Annotated in this window: 17 protein-coding genes; 11 read left to right on the plus strand and 6 right to left on the minus strand. The window is 29.4% G+C overall.

Features of this window, described 5'->3' with window-relative positions; all coding sequences use genetic code 11:
* Positions 1-79: 79 nt before the first annotated feature.
* Positions 80-529 carry a 3-oxoacyl-ACP synthase gene (locus BA195_RS02160; RefSeq protein WP_068701978.1) on the minus strand — a complete coding sequence of 150 codons (450 nt, stop codon included), beginning with the start codon at positions 527-529 and terminating at the stop codon, positions 80-82.
* Complete coding sequence (locus tag BA195_RS02165) at positions 526-1,632, minus strand: NAD(P)/FAD-dependent oxidoreductase (RefSeq protein ID WP_068703888.1); 1,107 nt, start codon at positions 1,630-1,632, stop codon at positions 526-528. Before BA195_RS02165 ends, BA195_RS02160 begins: the two co-directional genes overlap by 4 nt.
* A gap of 76 nt (positions 1,633-1,708) precedes the next feature.
* Here BA195_RS02165 and BA195_RS02170 point away from each other — a divergent pair, with 76 nt between their 5' ends.
* From BA195_RS02170 to BA195_RS02185, 4 genes are all read left to right on the plus strand, one after another.
* Positions 1,709-2,194, plus strand: a complete 486-nt coding sequence (locus BA195_RS02170) for a hypothetical protein (protein ID WP_068701980.1) — start codon at positions 1,709-1,711, stop codon at positions 2,192-2,194.
* An 82-nt stretch (positions 2,195-2,276) separates the two neighbouring features.
* Positions 2,277-3,188 carry a hypothetical protein gene (locus BA195_RS02175; RefSeq protein WP_068701982.1) on the plus strand — a complete coding sequence of 304 codons (912 nt, stop codon included), beginning with the start codon at positions 2,277-2,279 and terminating at the stop codon, positions 3,186-3,188.
* A gap of 129 nt (positions 3,189-3,317) precedes the next feature.
* Entirely contained in the window at positions 3,318-4,073 is a 756-nt protein-coding gene (locus BA195_RS02180) for an SDR family NAD(P)-dependent oxidoreductase (RefSeq protein WP_068701984.1), read from the plus strand.
* Positions 4,074-4,076: 3 nt separating this feature from the next.
* Positions 4,077-5,216 carry an ATP-binding protein gene (locus BA195_RS02185; RefSeq protein ID WP_068701986.1) on the plus strand — a complete coding sequence of 380 codons (1,140 nt, stop codon included), beginning with the start codon at positions 4,077-4,079 and terminating at the stop codon, positions 5,214-5,216.
* A 61-nt stretch (positions 5,217-5,277) separates the two neighbouring features.
* Here the strand turns inward: BA195_RS02185 and BA195_RS02190 are convergent, their stop codons facing one another.
* The gene (locus tag BA195_RS02190; protein ID WP_084443019.1) at positions 5,278-7,599 is read right to left on the minus strand and encodes a GH92 family glycosyl hydrolase; all 2,322 of its coding nucleotides are present in this window, start codon (positions 7,597-7,599) and stop codon (positions 5,278-5,280) included.
* A gap of 320 nt (positions 7,600-7,919) precedes the next feature.
* Here BA195_RS02190 and BA195_RS02195 point away from each other — a divergent pair, with 320 nt between their 5' ends.
* Entirely contained in the window at positions 7,920-8,300 is a 381-nt protein-coding gene (locus BA195_RS02195) for an ankyrin repeat domain-containing protein (protein ID WP_068701988.1), read from the plus strand.
* A 73-nt stretch (positions 8,301-8,373) separates the two neighbouring features.
* On the opposite strand, the gene amaB is transcribed toward BA195_RS02195, so the two are convergent.
* Positions 8,374-9,915 (minus strand): L-piperidine-6-carboxylate dehydrogenase, encoded by a 1,542-nt coding sequence (gene amaB / locus BA195_RS02200; protein WP_028888108.1) that lies wholly within the window; start codon positions 9,913-9,915, stop codon positions 8,374-8,376.
* Between the two features lie 112 nt (positions 9,916-10,027).
* On the opposite strand from amaB, the gene BA195_RS02205 reads away from it, so the two are divergent.
* The 6 genes from BA195_RS02205 (at position 10,028) to BA195_RS02230 (ending at position 15,346) form a co-directional block, all read left to right on the plus strand.
* On the plus strand, positions 10,028-11,080 hold the full coding sequence (locus BA195_RS02205) for an isoaspartyl peptidase/L-asparaginase family protein (RefSeq protein ID WP_068701990.1): 1,053 nt from the start codon (positions 10,028-10,030) through the stop codon (positions 11,078-11,080).
* A gap of 17 nt (positions 11,081-11,097) precedes the next feature.
* Complete coding sequence (locus BA195_RS02210; protein ID WP_068701992.1) at positions 11,098-12,072, plus strand: LuxE/PaaK family acyltransferase; 975 nt, start codon at positions 11,098-11,100, stop codon at positions 12,070-12,072.
* A gap of 53 nt (positions 12,073-12,125) precedes the next feature.
* Complete coding sequence (locus BA195_RS02215) at positions 12,126-12,575, plus strand: YHS domain-containing (seleno)protein (RefSeq protein ID WP_068701994.1); 450 nt, start codon at positions 12,126-12,128, stop codon at positions 12,573-12,575.
* 1 nt (position 12,576) lies between these two features.
* Complete coding sequence (locus tag BA195_RS02220) at positions 12,577-13,017, plus strand: YHS domain-containing (seleno)protein (protein WP_068701996.1); 441 nt, start codon at positions 12,577-12,579, stop codon at positions 13,015-13,017.
* A gap of 88 nt (positions 13,018-13,105) precedes the next feature.
* Entirely contained in the window at positions 13,106-14,752 is a 1,647-nt protein-coding gene (locus BA195_RS02225) for a glycerol-3-phosphate dehydrogenase/oxidase (RefSeq protein ID WP_068701998.1), read from the plus strand.
* Positions 14,753-14,839: 87 nt separating this feature from the next.
* Entirely contained in the window at positions 14,840-15,346 is a 507-nt protein-coding gene (locus tag BA195_RS02230; protein ID WP_068702000.1) for a hypothetical protein, read from the plus strand.
* 64 nt (positions 15,347-15,410) lie between these two features.
* Here BA195_RS02230 and BA195_RS02235 read toward each other — a convergent pair whose 3' ends face one another.
* Both BA195_RS02235 and BA195_RS02240 read right to left on the minus strand, forming a co-directional pair.
* Positions 15,411-16,679 carry an MFS transporter gene (locus BA195_RS02235; protein ID WP_068702002.1) on the minus strand — a complete coding sequence of 423 codons (1,269 nt, stop codon included), beginning with the start codon at positions 16,677-16,679 and terminating at the stop codon, positions 15,411-15,413.
* 4 nt (positions 16,680-16,683) lie between these two features.
* Positions 16,684-17,343, minus strand: coding sequence for a hypothetical protein (locus BA195_RS02240; RefSeq protein WP_068702004.1), 660 nt, complete (start codon positions 17,341-17,343; stop codon positions 16,684-16,686).
* Between the last annotated feature and the right edge of the window lie 179 nt (positions 17,344-17,522).

Here is a 17,522-nt window from a genome sequence, read left to right on the forward strand (position 1 = left end):
AAATTCTTTTTCATTTGAAGGGTGTAGCAACCTTTCCTATTTTACAAACAGTTAACTATTAAATTACCCTACTTTAAAATTAAAAAACGTCTTTTATCACTTGTTTAATATTATTAAAAACAAAACTATCTCCTACCCTTTTTCCTAATAAAATACTCCCTATTGGTGAAGATACAGAAACAGCAAAATAATTTTGATTATTCACCACAAATTGACCTGCACTAATACTTAAAAAAAAAGTAGCGTTAGTGGTTTTAACTACACTTCCTAAATGTGCAATATTTGAATTGTTATCAATTTTTATTTTAGAAAGTATCTCCTTCATTTTTGTGATTCCGGTGAGTTGTTGCCCTGCTTTTTCCATTTCTAACTGTAACATTGCTCTACCAGTTTCATGTTTATCGCCTGCTGAGCTTTTAGTTTCAGATTGTAATGCTTTTTGATTGGATAAAATTATCTCTTCAACCGTTTGCTGTCTTTTATTTACATACGCAATGCATTGAGCGTATAATTCTTCTTTTACTTTCATAATAAATCAGCTAATTCTTTTCCTACCAAACTACCAATCGCAATTCCCATACCACCTAAACGAACTCCGCAAAAAACATTATTTGACAATTGTTTTACAATTGCTTTTTTCTGACTTCCAACACCCATAATTCCACTCCATCTATGTTCAATTTCAAAATTAGTATTGGGTAAAATAGTTGTTTTTAAAATCTTTTCTAATTTATTTTGAATGATTGTTGTTTCTCCAAATTCTGAAGTTTCTTCTGCCTTAAAATCAAGATTTCTTCCACCTCCAAACAAAATTCTATCATCAATATTTCTAAAATAATAATAGCCTTTATCTAAATGAAAAGTTCCTTTAACATGAAGATTTTTAATAGGTTTTGTAATTAATACTTGTGCTCTTGCTGGTTGTATGTTTTCTTTTAATAATTGATTTGCAAATCCGTTAGTTGCAATGCACAATTTATTGGTGGAAAAGCTAATTTTATTGGTTTGTATAGCCACTTTATTTCCAATTTCTTCAAAACTTTTAACGGTAATATTATTTAAAATTTTTATATTACTTTGCTGAATTATCTGAAGTAACTGTGCTACCATTTTACCAGTATCAATTTGCCCTTCAAACTGATTGGTTATATAGTTTTGTTGTATGTTTTTAAATTTAAAAATATTATCATCTACAGAAAAAACATCCGAAGAAAAAAGTGGTTTTAATAATTGGTTAATCTTATTTTTTTCAACCAAGCATTCATCATAAAACTCTTTATCTTCAAATAATTCAAAACCCTTCTTTTGTTGAAAATCGATATTTTTATCACCAAGTGTTTTTCGTAATAGTTGTAGACCTTTCCAACGTTTTTCAACCAAATTATATACCTCTTGTTCGGTATGAGTTTTTAAATCATCAATCAGTTCCGATAAACTACCAAAACACGCAAAACCGGCATTTTTAGTACTTGCTCCTTGAGGCAACATTCCTCTTTCTAAAATTATTATTTTAGCTTTCGGATATTTTTTTCTCAAATTCAATGCACAATTTAAACCTACAATTCCACTACCAATAATGGTAAAATCTACATTTGTAAACCACTCTTTTAACTCCCAATAACTGTAATTCAACATCTTAAAATCTATATATATTTGTACCTTGGCACGCTACTTGAATATTTAAATTTAAACAATAAAAAGTAATATTATGAAGTTATTCGGAATCTTAATTTTGGCTTTAAGCTTTACGCAATGTGCAAGTACAAAGCTAGATACTAATCCTCCTTTTATAATAAAATCAGCAGCATACTCTCATATTACTGGTGGTTTACCAGGCAACAATACCCTTAATTTAATGATTGAATTTACTTCAAATAAGACTATTGATTTTCAAAAAGTATATTTTCAAAATAGAATGATTACCCCTGTAATTGAACAAAAACAAGGTAAAAAATACATTGCTGCTCGTTATAAAACCTCAATAAATAAAAATAGAAAAGATTTGGTTTTAAATGCAAATCCTAAAAAAGAATATGGAAATACCCCAAAAACCAAAGAGGAATTTCCTTTTGAATTAAAAGAGAATGAAGCTATAGTTGCTTATAAGGTAGATGAGAAAATTCATTATTATAAAATAGAAAGTATTAAAAAAAATAAAAGAGTTTTTATGCCCACAGTAAAACCTCAAAACTAACAAAAAACACCTCATATGAGGTGTTTTTTATTTTTGGCACGTATTTTGAAATTCAGTAAGTATAACCATAAAACCAATGCTTATGAAACGTGTAAAATTACTCTTATTAACCCTTGTAACAAGTATAACATTAACATCTTGTGTGGTTCAGGATACTGATTTTTCATTAAACGAATATATTTCAAGCTATGATTTATGGTATATCGATTACCACAGAACTACTGGTAATGGTGATGTTTCGTTTTTATCAAAAGCTTTTACTGTTTCTTTTTTAAACGGAACCATGTATGCTAATAACAATATTGTTGATATTGGTAAAACTGGTAACGGGTTAGGAATTGCTGTAGGTGATTATGTTCCTCGTGGAACTGTCTTAGAAACTTATCATGATTTAGATGGTAATTATAATTTTGAAGTGGTGCAATTAGCAGATGATGAAATTAGAATTGATGATTTATCGCAAAATGTAAGCTATTATTTAATTGGTTATCAAAGAAATAATTTTAATTATGATAAATTATTTAACGATAATATCGAATACTTTTTACAAGAATATGTAGCTTGGGAAAGAACTGAAGAATCTGGCGGTACACCGAATGCATTTGATGACGAACATTTTTTACAATTTACACCTGAAAATGATGTAACTTTTTATTCATCACACGATGCTTTTGGCACAAATATTGATTACATAAATTGGGACTACGAAGGTGGTTATCAAATTGATAATATATCAGGTTTTAATAATTTAAAACTTTTAACACTTAATTATGATGGCGGAGATACAGAAGAGTTTGAGTTAAGCGTTATAAATGATGAAAGGATACAATTATTTCACCTAAGTTCTGAAACAACGTACACTTTTTCTGGTAGAGGATTTGTACAATATTTAAAAAAAGAAAATAAAAGTATTACAAAATCTACTGTAAGGAATAGCAATAGAAAACGTACTAAAATACAACGTAAAACCGTTGATAGAAAACATTTAAAATAAAGTTTGGTTAGTTGATTTTTGGTTGGGGTAGTAGCCAACTAAAAGAAACCGCTCTAGCAATAGAGCGGTTTTTATGTTTTATAATATATGCTTAACATAAAATATTTTACCTTTATAAAAAACTAAAACATGCAACAAACAGCTTTAATTACGGGAGCTACCTCTGGTATTGGTAAGGCAACTGCTATATTATTTGCTAAAAATAATATCAAGCTTATTATCTGCGGAAGACGTGCCAATAAATTAAGTGAGTTACAACACGAACTTTCTGCCTTAACAAAAGTACATACACTACAATTCGATGTTCGTTATAAAGAACAAGTACAACAAGCCATTGGCAACTTACCTAGTGAATTTAAACACATAGATATTTTAATTAACAATGCAGGTAATGCCCATGGATTAAGTAGCATTCAAGAAGGAAGTATTGATGATTGGGATGCCATGATTGATGGAAATGTAAAAGGGCTATTATATGTTTCGAAAGCTATAATTCCGCAAATGGTTAATAGAAATAACGGTTTTATCCTTAACATCGGCTCTATTGCTAGTAAAGAAGTGTATCCTAACGGAAATGTGTATTGTGCCTCAAAATTTGCGGTAGATGCCCTAAATAAAGGAATGCGTATTGATTTAAATAAACACAATATTAGAGTATCAGCAATTCATCCTGGATTGGTAGAAACTGAATTTTCAGACGTTCGTTTTAAAGGAGATACCGAGAGAGCAAAAACTGTATATCAAGGCTACAAAGCATTACAACCTGAAGATATTGCTGATATTATTTACTTTGTAATCAGCAGGCCTTACCATGTAAATATTGAAGATTTAGTGGTGTATCCTACTGCACAAGCTACCGCTTCAATAATTAATAAAAACATGTAAATTGTGATTAATAAACGCCTTTTAATTAAAAACTTACTTTCTCATAATGATGAGAATAGTTTTTATGATAAAAAGCAAAAATTATCTTTAAATTCTAAAGAAGGAAAAGCCAAGTTTATAAAACATATTTGTGCGCTTTCAAACTCTAACCCCAATAACAATTCTTATATAGTTATTGGGGTTGAAGATGAAGAAAATAAAATTATGGGAGTTGATTTTTACGACGATAGTAAAATTCAGAATTTGGTAAATGCCTATTTAAAAAATCCTCCTAAAATTGATTATGAAAATGTGCCATTTCCGCGTTTACCAAGACATAAAGTAATTGGCTTAGTTACTATTTATCCGAATAATCAAACAACAGCACTTTTAAAAAACATATGGAAATATCGTAAAAATACTGTTTTTTTTCGCAGAGGAAGTAATTCAATACCTATTGAAAATGATTTTAAACCTAATAATAAAAATAACACTATTGTTGCAGCTATTGAAAAAAATGCTAGTAATAATATACAATTAACGCTCGATGGAGTTTTTGATTTTATCAACAATCATAAGCCTGAATATAATCCGCAATACAAAGTATTTAAAGAACAATTTGTATTGTGTTGGGCAGGTAAAAAGAAATTGATTAATAATAAAGAGTTTTTTACACGTGTTGATATTGAATTAATAAATGAACAAGTGCGTTTGTTTTTTTCTGCCTTAGATGATGTTCAAATTAGTTATAATGAACAATCATTTATAATAACCGAATATATTGTATTAGGAATCGATAAAAGTCAAAAACATTATCCTTTAGAAAAAACTATAATACATTTTAAAGACAATGGTAAACACGATATTATTACCGAATTTTTATTTAAAGCACCATTATTTGATCCTATAATTTTAAAACATATTTACGATAATAATAATCGTATCATTACTAAAATTGAAAATAACAAACCGCTTTCGGTAATTGATAATGAAGATATTTATAAACTACCTACCTCCTACTTAATTTGTTATTTAAATGGATTTTTAGAAGCTCCAAAACAACTTAAAAAAGCCAAAACCTACATTAAAAATTTAGAAAAAAAAACAACTTACATCAAGTATAAAGAAGCCATCCGTGTTTTACGTAAAGTGAAATATAATTAACTTAAAAAGCTTCCAAATAAGTAACCTTATTTGAAAGCTTTATTTTTCATAGATAATATTTTTACTCTTTACTCATTTCAAAAATAAGTTCTCCTCCGTTTATAATATCAGCATGAGAAAGTACATTATCAGTTATTTTCTTACCGTTTACTGTTATACTTTTTACAAATACGTTTTCTTTACTTTGATTTTGAGCCGTAATTTTTAAGACTTTTCCATTTTCTAAATAAATAGTAGCTTCTTTAATATTTGGGCTTCCTATGGCATAATTTGGCGAACCTGGTGTTACAGGATAAAACCCTAAACTACTAAATATATACCAAGCACTCATTTGACCAGCATCATCATTACCACACAAACCATCAACGGTATCACTATACATGGTATCCATAATCATACGAACTCTTTGTTGTGTTTTTTTAGGATGCCCTGTCCAATTATATAAATACGGAATGTGATGTCCTGGCTCGTTACCATGAACATAGTTTCCAATAATTCCGTCGCGAGTAATATCTTCATGATTTGAAATATACTTGTCTGCAATTTCTGTAGTAAATAATTCGTCTAGTTGATTACTAAATTTTTCTTTACCTCCCATCATTTCAATCATCTTATCAATATTTTGAGGGACATACAATCCATAATTCCATGCATTTCCTTCAATAAATCCTTGTCCATGAGTATCCATTGGATCAAAGTTTTTTCTAAAAGTACCATCTGATAACTTAGGTCGCATAAATCCGATTGTTGGATCGTACACATTTTTATAATAGGTTGATCTTGTTAAATACTCTTTTTCTACCTCAGAATTTCCTACTTTTTTGGCAATTTGAGCAATACACCAATCGTTGTAAGCATATTCTAGTGTTTTTGATACTGATGAATGGCTTTTGTCTTCTGGAACATATTTATAATCAATATAATCTCCAATACCATCAAAATAACGAACAGTGGCTGTGTTTGTTGATGCTTTAAGTGCGTGATTCACATCAAAATCTCCTACATTTTTTGCTAATGCATCTGCAATAACTGAAGTTGCATGATACCCAATCATACACCAATTTTCGTTGGCATAATGACTCCAAATTGGTAACATATTATGCACACTTTGATCGTGATGTGCTAACATCGATTTTATCATGTCGTTGTTTCGCTTTGGTTGTGTTATATTGTATAAAGGATGTAATGCGCGGTAAGTATCCCAAAGAGAAAATATCGTATAATTAGTAAAACCATCAGAAGTATGTATGTTTTGGTCTAACCCTCTGTATTTTCCATCAACATCTTCGTACAAAATAGGTGATAAATTAGTGTGATATAAAGCTGTATAAAAAGTAGTTTTATCTTTTTCAGAAATTGTTTCTACATCAATTTTACCCAATTCATTATTCCATTTATCTTTTGTTTCTTGTACTGTTTTATTAAAATTCCAATGCGGAATTTCTTGTTTTAAATTGTTTAAAGCTCCATTTGTACTTACTGGTGATAAGGCAAATTTTACATTTATTTTTTCACCTTCTTCTGTATTAAAATTAAAATAAGCTCTTATATCTTTTCCTGCCATTTCAGGAAAGTTTTCGTTTTGTTTAAAACGTCTGTAAAAACCATCATACGTTTCTTTATTGTATTTTTTATGACCGTAACTTTTAAACGGTTTAGAAAACTGCATTGCAAAAAACACTTTTTTGGTTCTTGCCCATCCTTTTGTTTGCCTATAACCAGTTATTAAACTATCATTTTCTACACGAATAAATGTCCAAACATTTTTATTATCATGATGGTATATGTTATAAACTAAATCTAAAATAATATGAGAATCGTTAGATTTAGGAAATGTATATTGATGAAAACCAACACGCTCGCTAGCTGTTAATTCAGCTTTTATATTGTAACTATCTAAATTAACTTTATAGTAACCTGGAGATGCTTTTTCAGTATCATGTGAAAACCTTGAATAAAATCCTTTAGTTCCTTCTTTTGTTTTTAACGGATCTAATGTTAATTTTCCTGTAGTTGGCATTACCAAAAAATCACCTAAATCGGCATGTCCTGTTCCGCTAAAATTAGTGTGGGCAAAACCTATAATTGTTGAATCTTTATGTTGATAACCCGCACAGTATTCATATGTTTTACTATTGTAGCTACCGTTTTCATTAAACATAACTTCAAAATTAGTCTGCGGACTTAACTGTACCATTCCAAAAGGAGCTGTTGCTCCAGGAAAAACATGTCCCATTTTACTGGTTCCAATTAAAGGATTTACATGTTTTGTAAAATCTTTTTTAATCTCCTTTGTTATTAAATTTTCTTTTTGTGCTTCTTTACAGCTTATTATTGATAAACAAAAACTTAAGGCTAGTAAAAAGAATCTGTATTTTTTCATAATTTTTAATAAAAGTATATTTATACTGCTAAAAAAGTAAAAAAAAAGTAAAAAAGCACCTCTATAATATTAAAAATACAAAAAATAACTAATATTAACATTATCTTCAATATTGTTTAATTTTAAACAAAAAAGAAATTCTTTAAATTAAAAAACTTATATTCTGTAATAATCTAATTATTATAGAATAAACACTTAGTTTTAAGGATACTTTAAGAAGTAATCCTAAATATTTGTTAAGTATTCAATACCCTTGAAACCTTTTATTTAAATCGTCGTCTTTTTAATAAATAAACCTAAATATTGAAAAACTTAACATTATGAAAAAATTTATCTTTACTACATTGGCGATCGCATTATCTTTCGGAACTATTACTGCCTCAGAAATAAATAAAACTGCTTTAAATACAGTAATTGAATATCCGAATGTAAATACTTTTTGTAAATTAATTACTTCAGGTAATTTCGAAGCTGTTAAAGCAATGGTTGAAAATGGGACTGATGTTAACAAAAAATCTACGGGCTTAACTCCGTTAATGTTTGCTGCTAGATATAATAAAACTAAGATTGTAACGCTTCTTATTAAGAATGGTGCTAAATTAAAAACAAAATCTAAAAAAGGATACACAGCTTTGCAATATGCTAAAATGTCTAAAGCAAATGATGCCTATAAAGTTATTGCTGCAGCATTAAAAAAATAAAACACCTCGAATTTTATTAAAAAAGGGATATCAAAATTTGATATCCCTTTTTATTTATATAATATAATTTTACCTATAAATCGAACTTTATTCCTTGCGCTAAAGGCAATTCATCAGAATAATTTACAGTATTTGTTTGTCTTCTCATGTAAACTTTCCAAGCATCAGATCCAGACTCACGTCCACCACCTGTTTCTTTTTCACCTCCAAAAGCACCACCAATTTCAGCACCAGATGTTCCGATGTTTACATTTGCAATACCACAATCAGAACCAGCGTATGATAAGAACTTTTCAGCTTCTTTCATTTCGTTTGTCATAATTGCAGAAGATAATCCTTGAGCAACACCATTTTGTTTTGCTATGGCATTTTCAACTTCTCCAGAATATTTCATTAAATATAAAATTGGAGCAAAAGTTTCATGTTGAACAATTTCAAAATGATTTTCTGCTTCAATAATAGCTGGTTTTACGTAACATCCGCTTTCGTAACCTTCTCCTTCTAAAACTCCACCTTCAACTAATACGTTACCTCCTTCAGCTTTTGCTTTTTCAATTGCAGCTAAATAAGTATTTACAGCATCATGATCAATTAACGGCCCAATATGATTCTTTTCATCTAAAGGGTTACCAATAGTTAATTGCCCGTAAGCACCAACAATTGCATCTCTTACTTTATCATATACAGATTCGTGAATAATTAATCTTCTTGTAGAAGTACAACGTTGTCCACAAGTTCCAACAGCACCAAATACAGCACCAGGAACAACCACTTTTAAATCAGCAGTTGGTGTAATAATAATTGCATTGTTTCCTCCTAATTCTAATAAAGATTTTCCGAAACGCCCTGCAACTGTTGCTCCAACAATTCTTCCCATTCTTGTAGAACCAGTAGCAGATACTAAAGGAATACGAGTATCGGTAGTCATCATTTCACCAACCTTGTAATCTCCATTAATAATACAAGAAATTCCTTCTGGTAAATTATTTTGTTTTAAAACATCAGCAATAATGTTCTGACATGCTACAGCACATAAAGGTGCTTTTTCAGAACCTTTCCAAACACATACATCACCACAAATCCAAGCTAAAGCTGTATTCCAAGCCCAAACTGCAACAGGAAAGTTAAATGCAGATATAATACCAACAACACCAATTGGGTGCCATTGCTCTCTCATTACGTGTCCTGGACGTTCAGATGGAATTGTTTGACCATTTAATTGTCTTGATAATCCTACAGCAAAATCACAGATGTCAATCATTTCTTGAACTTCACCGTAACCTTCTTGTAAAGATTTACCCATTTCATAAGAAACTAATTTACCTAAAGGCTCTTTTAAATCTCTTAATTTATTACCAAACTGACGAACAATTTCTCCTCTCTGTGGAGCTGGCATATCTCTAAAACTTAAAAAAGCTTTAGTTGCCGTATCCATTACCTTATCGTAATCTTCTCTTGTAGTCGCTTTTACTTTTCCTATTAATTTTCCATCAACTGGAGAGTAACTTTCAATAATTTCTCCATTAGAAAAATTGTTAGAACCTGTAGAAGTTCCATCATTTATATCCTTTACTCCTAATTGAGCTAAAGCTTCTTTAATTCCAAAATCTGCCATTTTGTTGTTCCGTTTTTGTTGTTTACATTCGAAGAACGAAATTACAAATAAATTTACATATATCTAAATTCAACAAAAACAATACTTATTGTTTAATTTTAAACATTTAATTATGAGGAAACTTCTTTTCATTACTTCAATTTTTTTAATATCATTTGGTTGTAAAACAGAAAAAACACCATCAACAAAAGAAGTTTCTAAAAAAATAAATGATTTTGCTATTATAATTCATGGTGGTGCAGGAACTATTTTAAAGAAAAATATGTCTGATGAAAATGAAGCTGCTTATAAGACTAAATTAGAAGAAGCTATAAAAATTGGTCATACTATCCTTAAAAATGGAGGTACAAGTCAAGAAGCAGTTATGAAAAGTATTCAAATTATGGAAGAATCTCCATTATTTAATGCTGGTAAAGGAGCTGTTTTTACGCACGAAGAAACGAATGAATTAGATGCTTCTTTTATGGATGGAAGAACATTAAATGCTGGTGCTGTTGCAGGTGTAACAAGTGTAAAAAGTCCAATAGAATTAGCTATAAAAGTTATGACAGATTCAGACCATGTTATGCTTTCAGGAAAAGGTGCAGCAATTTTTGCTAAAGAAAGAGGGTTAGAAATTGTTGATCCTAGTTACTTTTATACAGAAAAACGTTTTAAATCTCTTCAAAGAATAAAAGATAAAAATAAAACAGCTTTAGATCACGACGATAAAAAGGCTACTTTTTATGATGCTGATATTAAAAATGCAAAGTTCGGAACTGTGGGTTGTGTAGCTTTAGATAAAAGTGGAAATATTTCTGCTGGAACTTCTACTGGTGGAATGACTAATAAACGTTGGGGTAGAATTGGTGATTCACCTGTTATTGGTTCTGGTACTTATGCAAACAATAAAACTTGTGGTGTTTCTTCAACTGGTTGGGGTGAATATTTTATTAGAGGGCAAGTAGCTTATGATATTTCTGCACAAATGGAGTATCAACAAAAAACATTAAAAAACGCAACAAGAGATGTTATTCAAAATAAACTTACTGCGCTTGGTGGTACTGGTGGTGTTGTGGCTTTAGATAAAAATGGAAACATGTCTTTTGAATTTAATACCGCGGGGATGTATAGAGCTTCAATGAACGACAAAGGTGATTTAGTAGTAAAAATTTATAAAGAATAAGTTACTTTTGTCTTGTAATGCAAGATCAAATATTTAACATACAATCAAAAGAAGAATTTAAACAAGTTGCTTTAGATGTTTTTAAACATCAGTTTACAAACAATAAAGTGTACCGTTCTTTTTGTGATTTATTATATGTACACCCTTCTGATGTAACAAAAATTGAAGAAATTCCTTTTTTACCAATTCAATTTTTTAAAAATAAAAAAATACTTTCATCTTCTGATAAAATTCAAGAAACGTTTACCAGTTCTGGAACCACAGGAAGTATAACTAGTAAACATCATGTTACAGATTTATCGTGGTATGAAACCAGTTATTTAAAAGGTTTTCATCATTTTTATGGAGATATAAAAGAATATGTTGTTTTAGCATTATTACCTAATTATTTAGAAAGAAAAGGGTCTTCATTGGTGTATATGGTTGATGATTTAATTAAAAAATCTGAACAACCTGAAAGTGGTTTTTACCTCGATAATTTAGAGGAATTAGCAAAAAAACTAATTGAATTAGATAAAAAAGGTCAAAAAATACTACTTATTGGCGTTTCTTTTGCTTTATTAGATTTAATTGAACAGCAAAAATTTATCCTTAAAAACACCATTATTATGGAAACAGGTGGAATGAAAGGAAGAAGAAAAGAGCTTATAAGAAACGAATTACATCAAATTTTAGGAGAAGGTTTTGGTGTTCAAAAAATTCACTCAGAATATGGAATGACCGAATTGTTAAGTCAAGCTTACTCTAAAGGAAATGGTGTTTTTAATTGCCCGCCTTGGATGAGTATTTTAATTAGAGATACTGAAGATGCTTTAACTATTTTACCAAAAGAAAAATCAGGCGGAATTAATGTTATCGACTTAGCTAATTATAATTCTTGTTCTTTTATTGCAACCCAAGATTTAGGAAAAGTATACACTGACAATAACTTTGAGGTTATTGGTCGTTTTGATAATTCTGATATACGTGGCTGTAATTTAATGGTTTTGTAATTATTTTGTAAGGTTTCTATTTGATTCTCGACTTTCATAAAAATTTACTTTTTATGAAAAATCTACTAGTTTTACTATTCATAACAGCTAGTTTTAATTTAGCTGCGCAAAAAACAAGTTATAATACTAAAAAAGGCTTTGTTGCTGAAGGTTATGATGTAGTTTCTTATTTTGTAAATAAAAAACCTTTAACAGGTAAAAAGAAATTTCAAACTACATATGATGGTGTAAAATTTAAGTTTTCAACCGAAAAAAACTTACAGACTTTTAATGAAAACCCGACAAAATATATTCCGCAATATGGTGGTTATTGTGCGTATGCCGTAGCTGAAAGAAATAAAAAAATGTACATCGATCCCGAATTTTATGAAATTAGAGATCATAAATTATACCTTTTTTATAATCCATGGATTGGTAGTGTTTTAGAAAATTGGCAAGAAGGAGATGTTGAAAAAAGAAGAGAAAAAGGAGATATTAATTGGAAAACCTTAAAAAATAAATAACATGAAGTTTTTATATCTCTTTCTTTTTTTATTTTCGACCACTATATACAGTCAACAAAAAGAGTACAATACTAAAAATGGAGTACTAGCAAATGGTTATGACGTGGTTGCTTATTTTTCAAATAAAGCTGTAAAAGGAAATAAAAAAATTAGCGCAAAATACAAAGGCGTCTCTTTTTTATTTTCATCACAAAAAAACTTACAATTATTTCAAAAAAACCCAGTAAAATATATTCCTCAATATGGTGGTTATTGTGCATATGCTATTGGTAAAACAGGAAAAAAAGTAAGTATTAATCCAAAAACCTTTGAAATTAGAAACCATAAATTGTACTTGTTTTACAATTCTTGGGGAACCAATACCTTAAAACTTTGGCAACAAGAAAACCCTGAAAAATTAAGGAAACAAGCCAATAAAAATTGGAAAAAAATAACTAATTAATACTATTTTATCTTTAAAAAATCTTTTTAAAAGAGCTGAAATTATTCAGCTCTTTTTTTTCTTATTTTTGTTACATAAAAAGCTACCTATGAACAATTTTTCTTTTTTCAACCGAAAAAATATTCAAAAAGAATTACAAGAAACCGAATATGATATTTTAATTATTGGTGGCGGAATTACCGGCGCAGGTATTGCTTTAGATGCCGCTTCTCGAGGAATGAAAGTTGCTTTAATTGAAAAAAACGATTTTGCTTCTGGTACCTCCAGTAAATCAACCAAACTAATACATGGTGGGTTACGTTATTTAAAACAATTTGATTTTTGGTTGGTAAAAGAAGTAGGTACCGAGCGTGCCATTGTACATAAATTAGCACCACATTTAGTGGTTCCTGAAAAAATGATTTTACCACTTATTGATGGTGGAACTTATGGTTCGTGGTTAACCTCTGTAGGCCTAAAAGTGTACGATGTTTTAGCTGCAGTTGAAGGAGATGATAAGCGTAAAATGTTAACAAAAAATGAAGCTTTAATAAAAGAACCTTTGTTACCATCAGCTATTTTAAACGGTGCTGGTTATTATGCCGAATATCGTACTGATGATGCGCGTTTAACCATAGAAGTTTTAAAAACAGCCACTCAATACAATGCGCAAGTATTAAATTATACAAAAGCAACCGAATTTATCTATGAAAAAAATAGAGTTGTTGGCGCAAAAGTTACTGATGAATTTACAAATGAAAACTACAATATTAATGCTAAATATGTAGTAAACGCCGCAGGACCTTGGGTAGATGAATTACGACAAATTAACAACTCTAAAATTGGTAAAAGATTACACTTAACAAAAGGTGTACATTTGGTGGTAGCTCATGATAAATTACCTGTAAAACAATCGGTTTATTTTGATGTGCCCGATGGTCGAATGATGTTTGCTATTCCTCGTGGAAAAGTTACCTATTTTGGTACTACTGATACCAATTATCAACAAGATAAAAATGAAGTAAAAACTTCAATTGTTGATGCTTTGTATTTAATTGAAGCGGTAAATAATATGTTTGCAAATGTTACTTTAACTTTAGATGATATACAATCGTCTTGGGCAGGCTTACGTCCCTTAATACATGAAGAAGGTAAATCGGCTTCAGAATTATCTCGTAAAGATGAAATTTTTGTTTCAGACACCAAACTAATATCAATTGCTGGAGGTAAACTTACAGGATACCGTAAAATGGCAGAACGTATTGTTGATATGGTTGCTAAAAAAATGAAGCGTCGTTTCGAATCTGAATTTGACCCAATACAAACCGAAGAAATTGTATTAGCTGGCGGACCATTTCAAAATTATAAATCTGTAAATATCTATATCAATCAAGTTTTTAAAAATCTAAAAAATTATGGATTTACAAAAACAGATGCTGCTTATTTAATACATAATTATGGAAAACAAACCGACATTATTATTGATAAGTTTGATGAATTAAAAGAAACTAATTTAGAACTTCGTTTATTAAAAGCCGAAGTTTGGTTTACCATTAATCATGAAATGACTTGTACACCAACTGACTTTTTTATGAGGCGTACCGGACGTCTATTTTTTGATAAACCAAGTGTAGACACCTATAAAAAAGCAATTTTAAATGAGTTTGTTAAATACTTTAATTGGTCTGAAGCAGCTACTGAAATACAACTACAAGAGTTAGAAAGTAAAATAGATTTAGCCGTAAATTTCAAATAATATATAAATAACAATAATATTGTATCTTTGCTGACCTTAATTTTTTTAAAATTAAAAAGCTATTGTTATCCCCTAAATTTCAGTAAGATGAAACTAAAAATTATAGTTGTATTATTTCTATTCACAAGCTTTATAAGTTTTGCTCAATCAGTAAATATTATATCTGATACTGATTTTGATAATCTTAAAATAAATAGTGCAAAATTAGTTGATTTAAAAAAAACTAAAGGTAATCAACCCAAAGTTGAAACCTTATTAGGTGCAGTAACTTCATATAAAGTTGACGAAAACGAAACGTATTATTATTTTGTTTTTAATGGCCTTAAAATTGATTTTTCAACTCTTGGAAAAAGCAAACCTTATATAGAATCATTTGAAGTAAATAGTAAGGATGCTACTTTGGCTATTAAAGATATAAATATTACTATTGGAGATAATATAAGTAAATTAGGTACTATTGTTTTTAGCGTAGGAAGAAATGGTGCTAAAAGTATTTTATATTCAACTTGCGAAGATTGTGATATTTTTGTGAATATCGAATTTGATCAAACATCAAATCTTATTACTAAAATTAGTTATATGGATATGTCATAAATTAAATTTCTAATTTTAACAATAAAAAAAAAGAGGTAGTATTTTAAAATACTACCTCTTTTTTTTATGTTATATTTTCATGCGCCTCTAAATCCTTTGTTAAATCTAACTTTCGTAATGTAGGGTTTATAATTCCTGTAGTTACAACGGTAATTAAGGTCATAGTTCCGCCAAAAACAACAGCTGTTATCGTTCCCATTAACTTTGCTGTAACACCACTTTCAAAAGCGCCTAATTCGTTAGAAGAACCAACAAACATCGAATTTACCGAAGCTACTCTACCTCGCATATGATCGGGAGTTTTTAATTGTAAAATTGTTTGACGTATTACCATTGAAACTCCGTCGGTAACACCACTAAAAAATAAAGCAAGTATCGAAATCCAAAATACGGATGACAAACCAAATACAATAATACAAATACCAAAGCCAAAAATAGCCGTTAATAGCTTCATTCCAGCATTTTTACTAATAGGTATATAAGCAGTAATTAACATTGTTAAAAAAGCTCCTATTGCTGGTGCTGCGCGTAAGGCACCAAAACCTTCAGGTCCTACTTTTAAAATATCTTGCGCATATATAGGTAATAAAGCTACTGCCCCTCCAAAAAGTACCGAAATCATATCTAAAGTAATGGCACCCAAAATAGCTTTTGTTTTAAATACAAAACGAACCCCTTCTCTTAAACTTTTCATTACTGGTTCTCCAATTTTTGGATTTAATATTGGTTTCTTTTTTACAAAAAATACCATTAAGAAAGAGAATAATACTAATCCGAAAACAATACAAAGTGACCAATGAACGCCCATCCACGAAATGGTAAAACCAGCAAAAGCGGGTCCTAATACCGAGGCCATTTGCCAAGTAGAACTACTCCAGGTTGCTGCATTAGGATATAATTTTTTAGGTACTATTAAGGCTATTAATGAAAATATAGTTGGTCCAAAGAATGAACGTAAAAGTCCACCAAAAAAAACCAATGCGTATATAGCATATAACACTGTGTTTTTTTTCCATCCTTCAATAAAACTTGGTAGTGTTAAAAAAAATAAGCCTAAACTTATTAAAGAAAAGGCACCGATGCAGAGTGCTAGTAAATTTCGTTTTTCTTTCTGATCAACAATATGCCCTGCAAATAATGCCATTGATACCGCCGGAATTACTTCCATTAAACCTATAATACCTAATGATAACGGATTTTTAGTAATACTATACACTTGCCATTCGATAATAATAAATTGCATAGACCATGCAAAAACTAACGCAAAACGAACTAAAAGAAAAATATTAAACTCTTTGATTCTTAGTGATGCGTAAGGATCTTTTTTATCCATTTTATTAATTCAGTTTTAGGTCCATCAAAATAGCAAAAGTTTCGTTTACATCTTCTTCTTTTACAACAATCGTCATTTCATGAGTTGTAGAAATTACTTCTTGTACAGCAATATTTGCCCAAGCAAATTGCTTTAAAATAAAGTAATAAATCCCTGACTGTTCTAAGTTATCCTTAGGAAGTTTAATGGTTATAGAAGCTAAATCATTAACATTATTTATTAATGTTTCACTTTTAAAAATTTCTTCTACATAATGTTGTAAATTTTTACTGGTAACAATATTTGTTTCGAAAATTCCTTGAGAAACCGTTAAAAAGTAATCATTACTATCAGCTGATTTACTTAAAATTTTAGCAATTTCTTTTAATAATGATGGCGTATTTTTAAAGGTAAAATCACATAAATCAGATCGAACAATAACGTCTCCTAAATCGAGTGCTAATTTTTTAATATTTTTTCGAACACGAAGTTCATTTGCAGGTGATAATCTATTTATAGCCATCATAACTGCACCAACCTTTACATCCTTTTTAAGTAATTTAGATACTTCTGGTAGTACAACTCTTGCTAACGAAGATACATTGATTAACTTTTCATTTAAAGCCTCTTCAATAAAAGGAGTTTTTCTTATTGTAATTTCTACGGCTTCTTGAATTGTTTTCATTTATTTGTTTAATTTTAAACAAAAATAATTAAAATATAACTAACAGTAAAATTAATCTATTTTTAAATATTTGTAATAAATACTACAAAAATATTTGTTAATCAGAATTTTAAATTAAATTTGTTTCTTATACAAAACCTACACAACTAAATTACAGAAGCGATTGATGGGTCAACTTC

The organism is Tenacibaculum soleae (genome assembly GCF_001693415.1).
GTDB classification, from domain to species: Bacteria; Bacteroidota; Bacteroidia; order Flavobacteriales; family Flavobacteriaceae; genus Polaribacter; species Polaribacter soleae.

Bases quoted from the DNA above. Each gene is read 5' to 3' on its own strand.
- BA195_RS02175 (WP_068701982.1), top strand. From the start codon at position 2,277: ATGAAACGTGTAAAATTACTCTTATTAACCCTTGTAACAAGTATAACA.
- BA195_RS02210 (WP_068701992.1), top strand. From the start codon at position 11,098: ATGCAAGATCAAATATTTAACATACAATCAAAAGAAGAATTTAAACAA.
- BA195_RS02225 (WP_068701998.1), top strand. From the start codon at position 13,106: ATGAACAATTTTTCTTTTTTCAACCGAAAAAATATTCAAAAAGAATTA.
- BA195_RS02160 (WP_068701978.1), bottom strand. From the start codon at position 529: ATGAAAGTAAAAGAAGAATTATACGCTCAATGCATTGCGTATGTAAAT.
- BA195_RS02230 (WP_068702000.1), top strand. From the start codon at position 14,840: ATGAAACTAAAAATTATAGTTGTATTATTTCTATTCACAAGCTTTATA.
- BA195_RS02170 (WP_068701980.1), top strand. From the start codon at position 1,709: ATGAAGTTATTCGGAATCTTAATTTTGGCTTTAAGCTTTACGCAATGT.
- amaB (WP_028888108.1), bottom strand. From the start codon at position 9,915: ATGGCAGATTTTGGAATTAAAGAAGCTTTAGCTCAATTAGGAGTAAAG.
- BA195_RS02195 (WP_068701988.1), top strand. From the start codon at position 7,920: ATGAAAAAATTTATCTTTACTACATTGGCGATCGCATTATCTTTCGGA.
- BA195_RS02235 (WP_068702002.1), bottom strand. From the start codon at position 16,679: ATGGATAAAAAAGATCCTTACGCATCACTAAGAATCAAAGAGTTTAAT.
- BA195_RS02180 (WP_068701984.1), top strand. From the start codon at position 3,318: ATGCAACAAACAGCTTTAATTACGGGAGCTACCTCTGGTATTGGTAAG.
- BA195_RS02205 (WP_068701990.1), top strand. From the start codon at position 10,028: ATGAGGAAACTTCTTTTCATTACTTCAATTTTTTTAATATCATTTGGT.
- BA195_RS02220 (WP_068701996.1), top strand. From the start codon at position 12,577: ATGAAGTTTTTATATCTCTTTCTTTTTTTATTTTCGACCACTATATAC.
- BA195_RS02240 (WP_068702004.1), bottom strand. From the start codon at position 17,343: ATGAAAACAATTCAAGAAGCCGTAGAAATTACAATAAGAAAAACTCCT.
- BA195_RS02215 (WP_068701994.1), top strand. From the start codon at position 12,126: ATGAAAAATCTACTAGTTTTACTATTCATAACAGCTAGTTTTAATTTA.
- BA195_RS02190 (WP_084443019.1), bottom strand. From the start codon at position 7,599: ATGAAAAAATACAGATTCTTTTTACTAGCCTTAAGTTTTTGTTTATCA.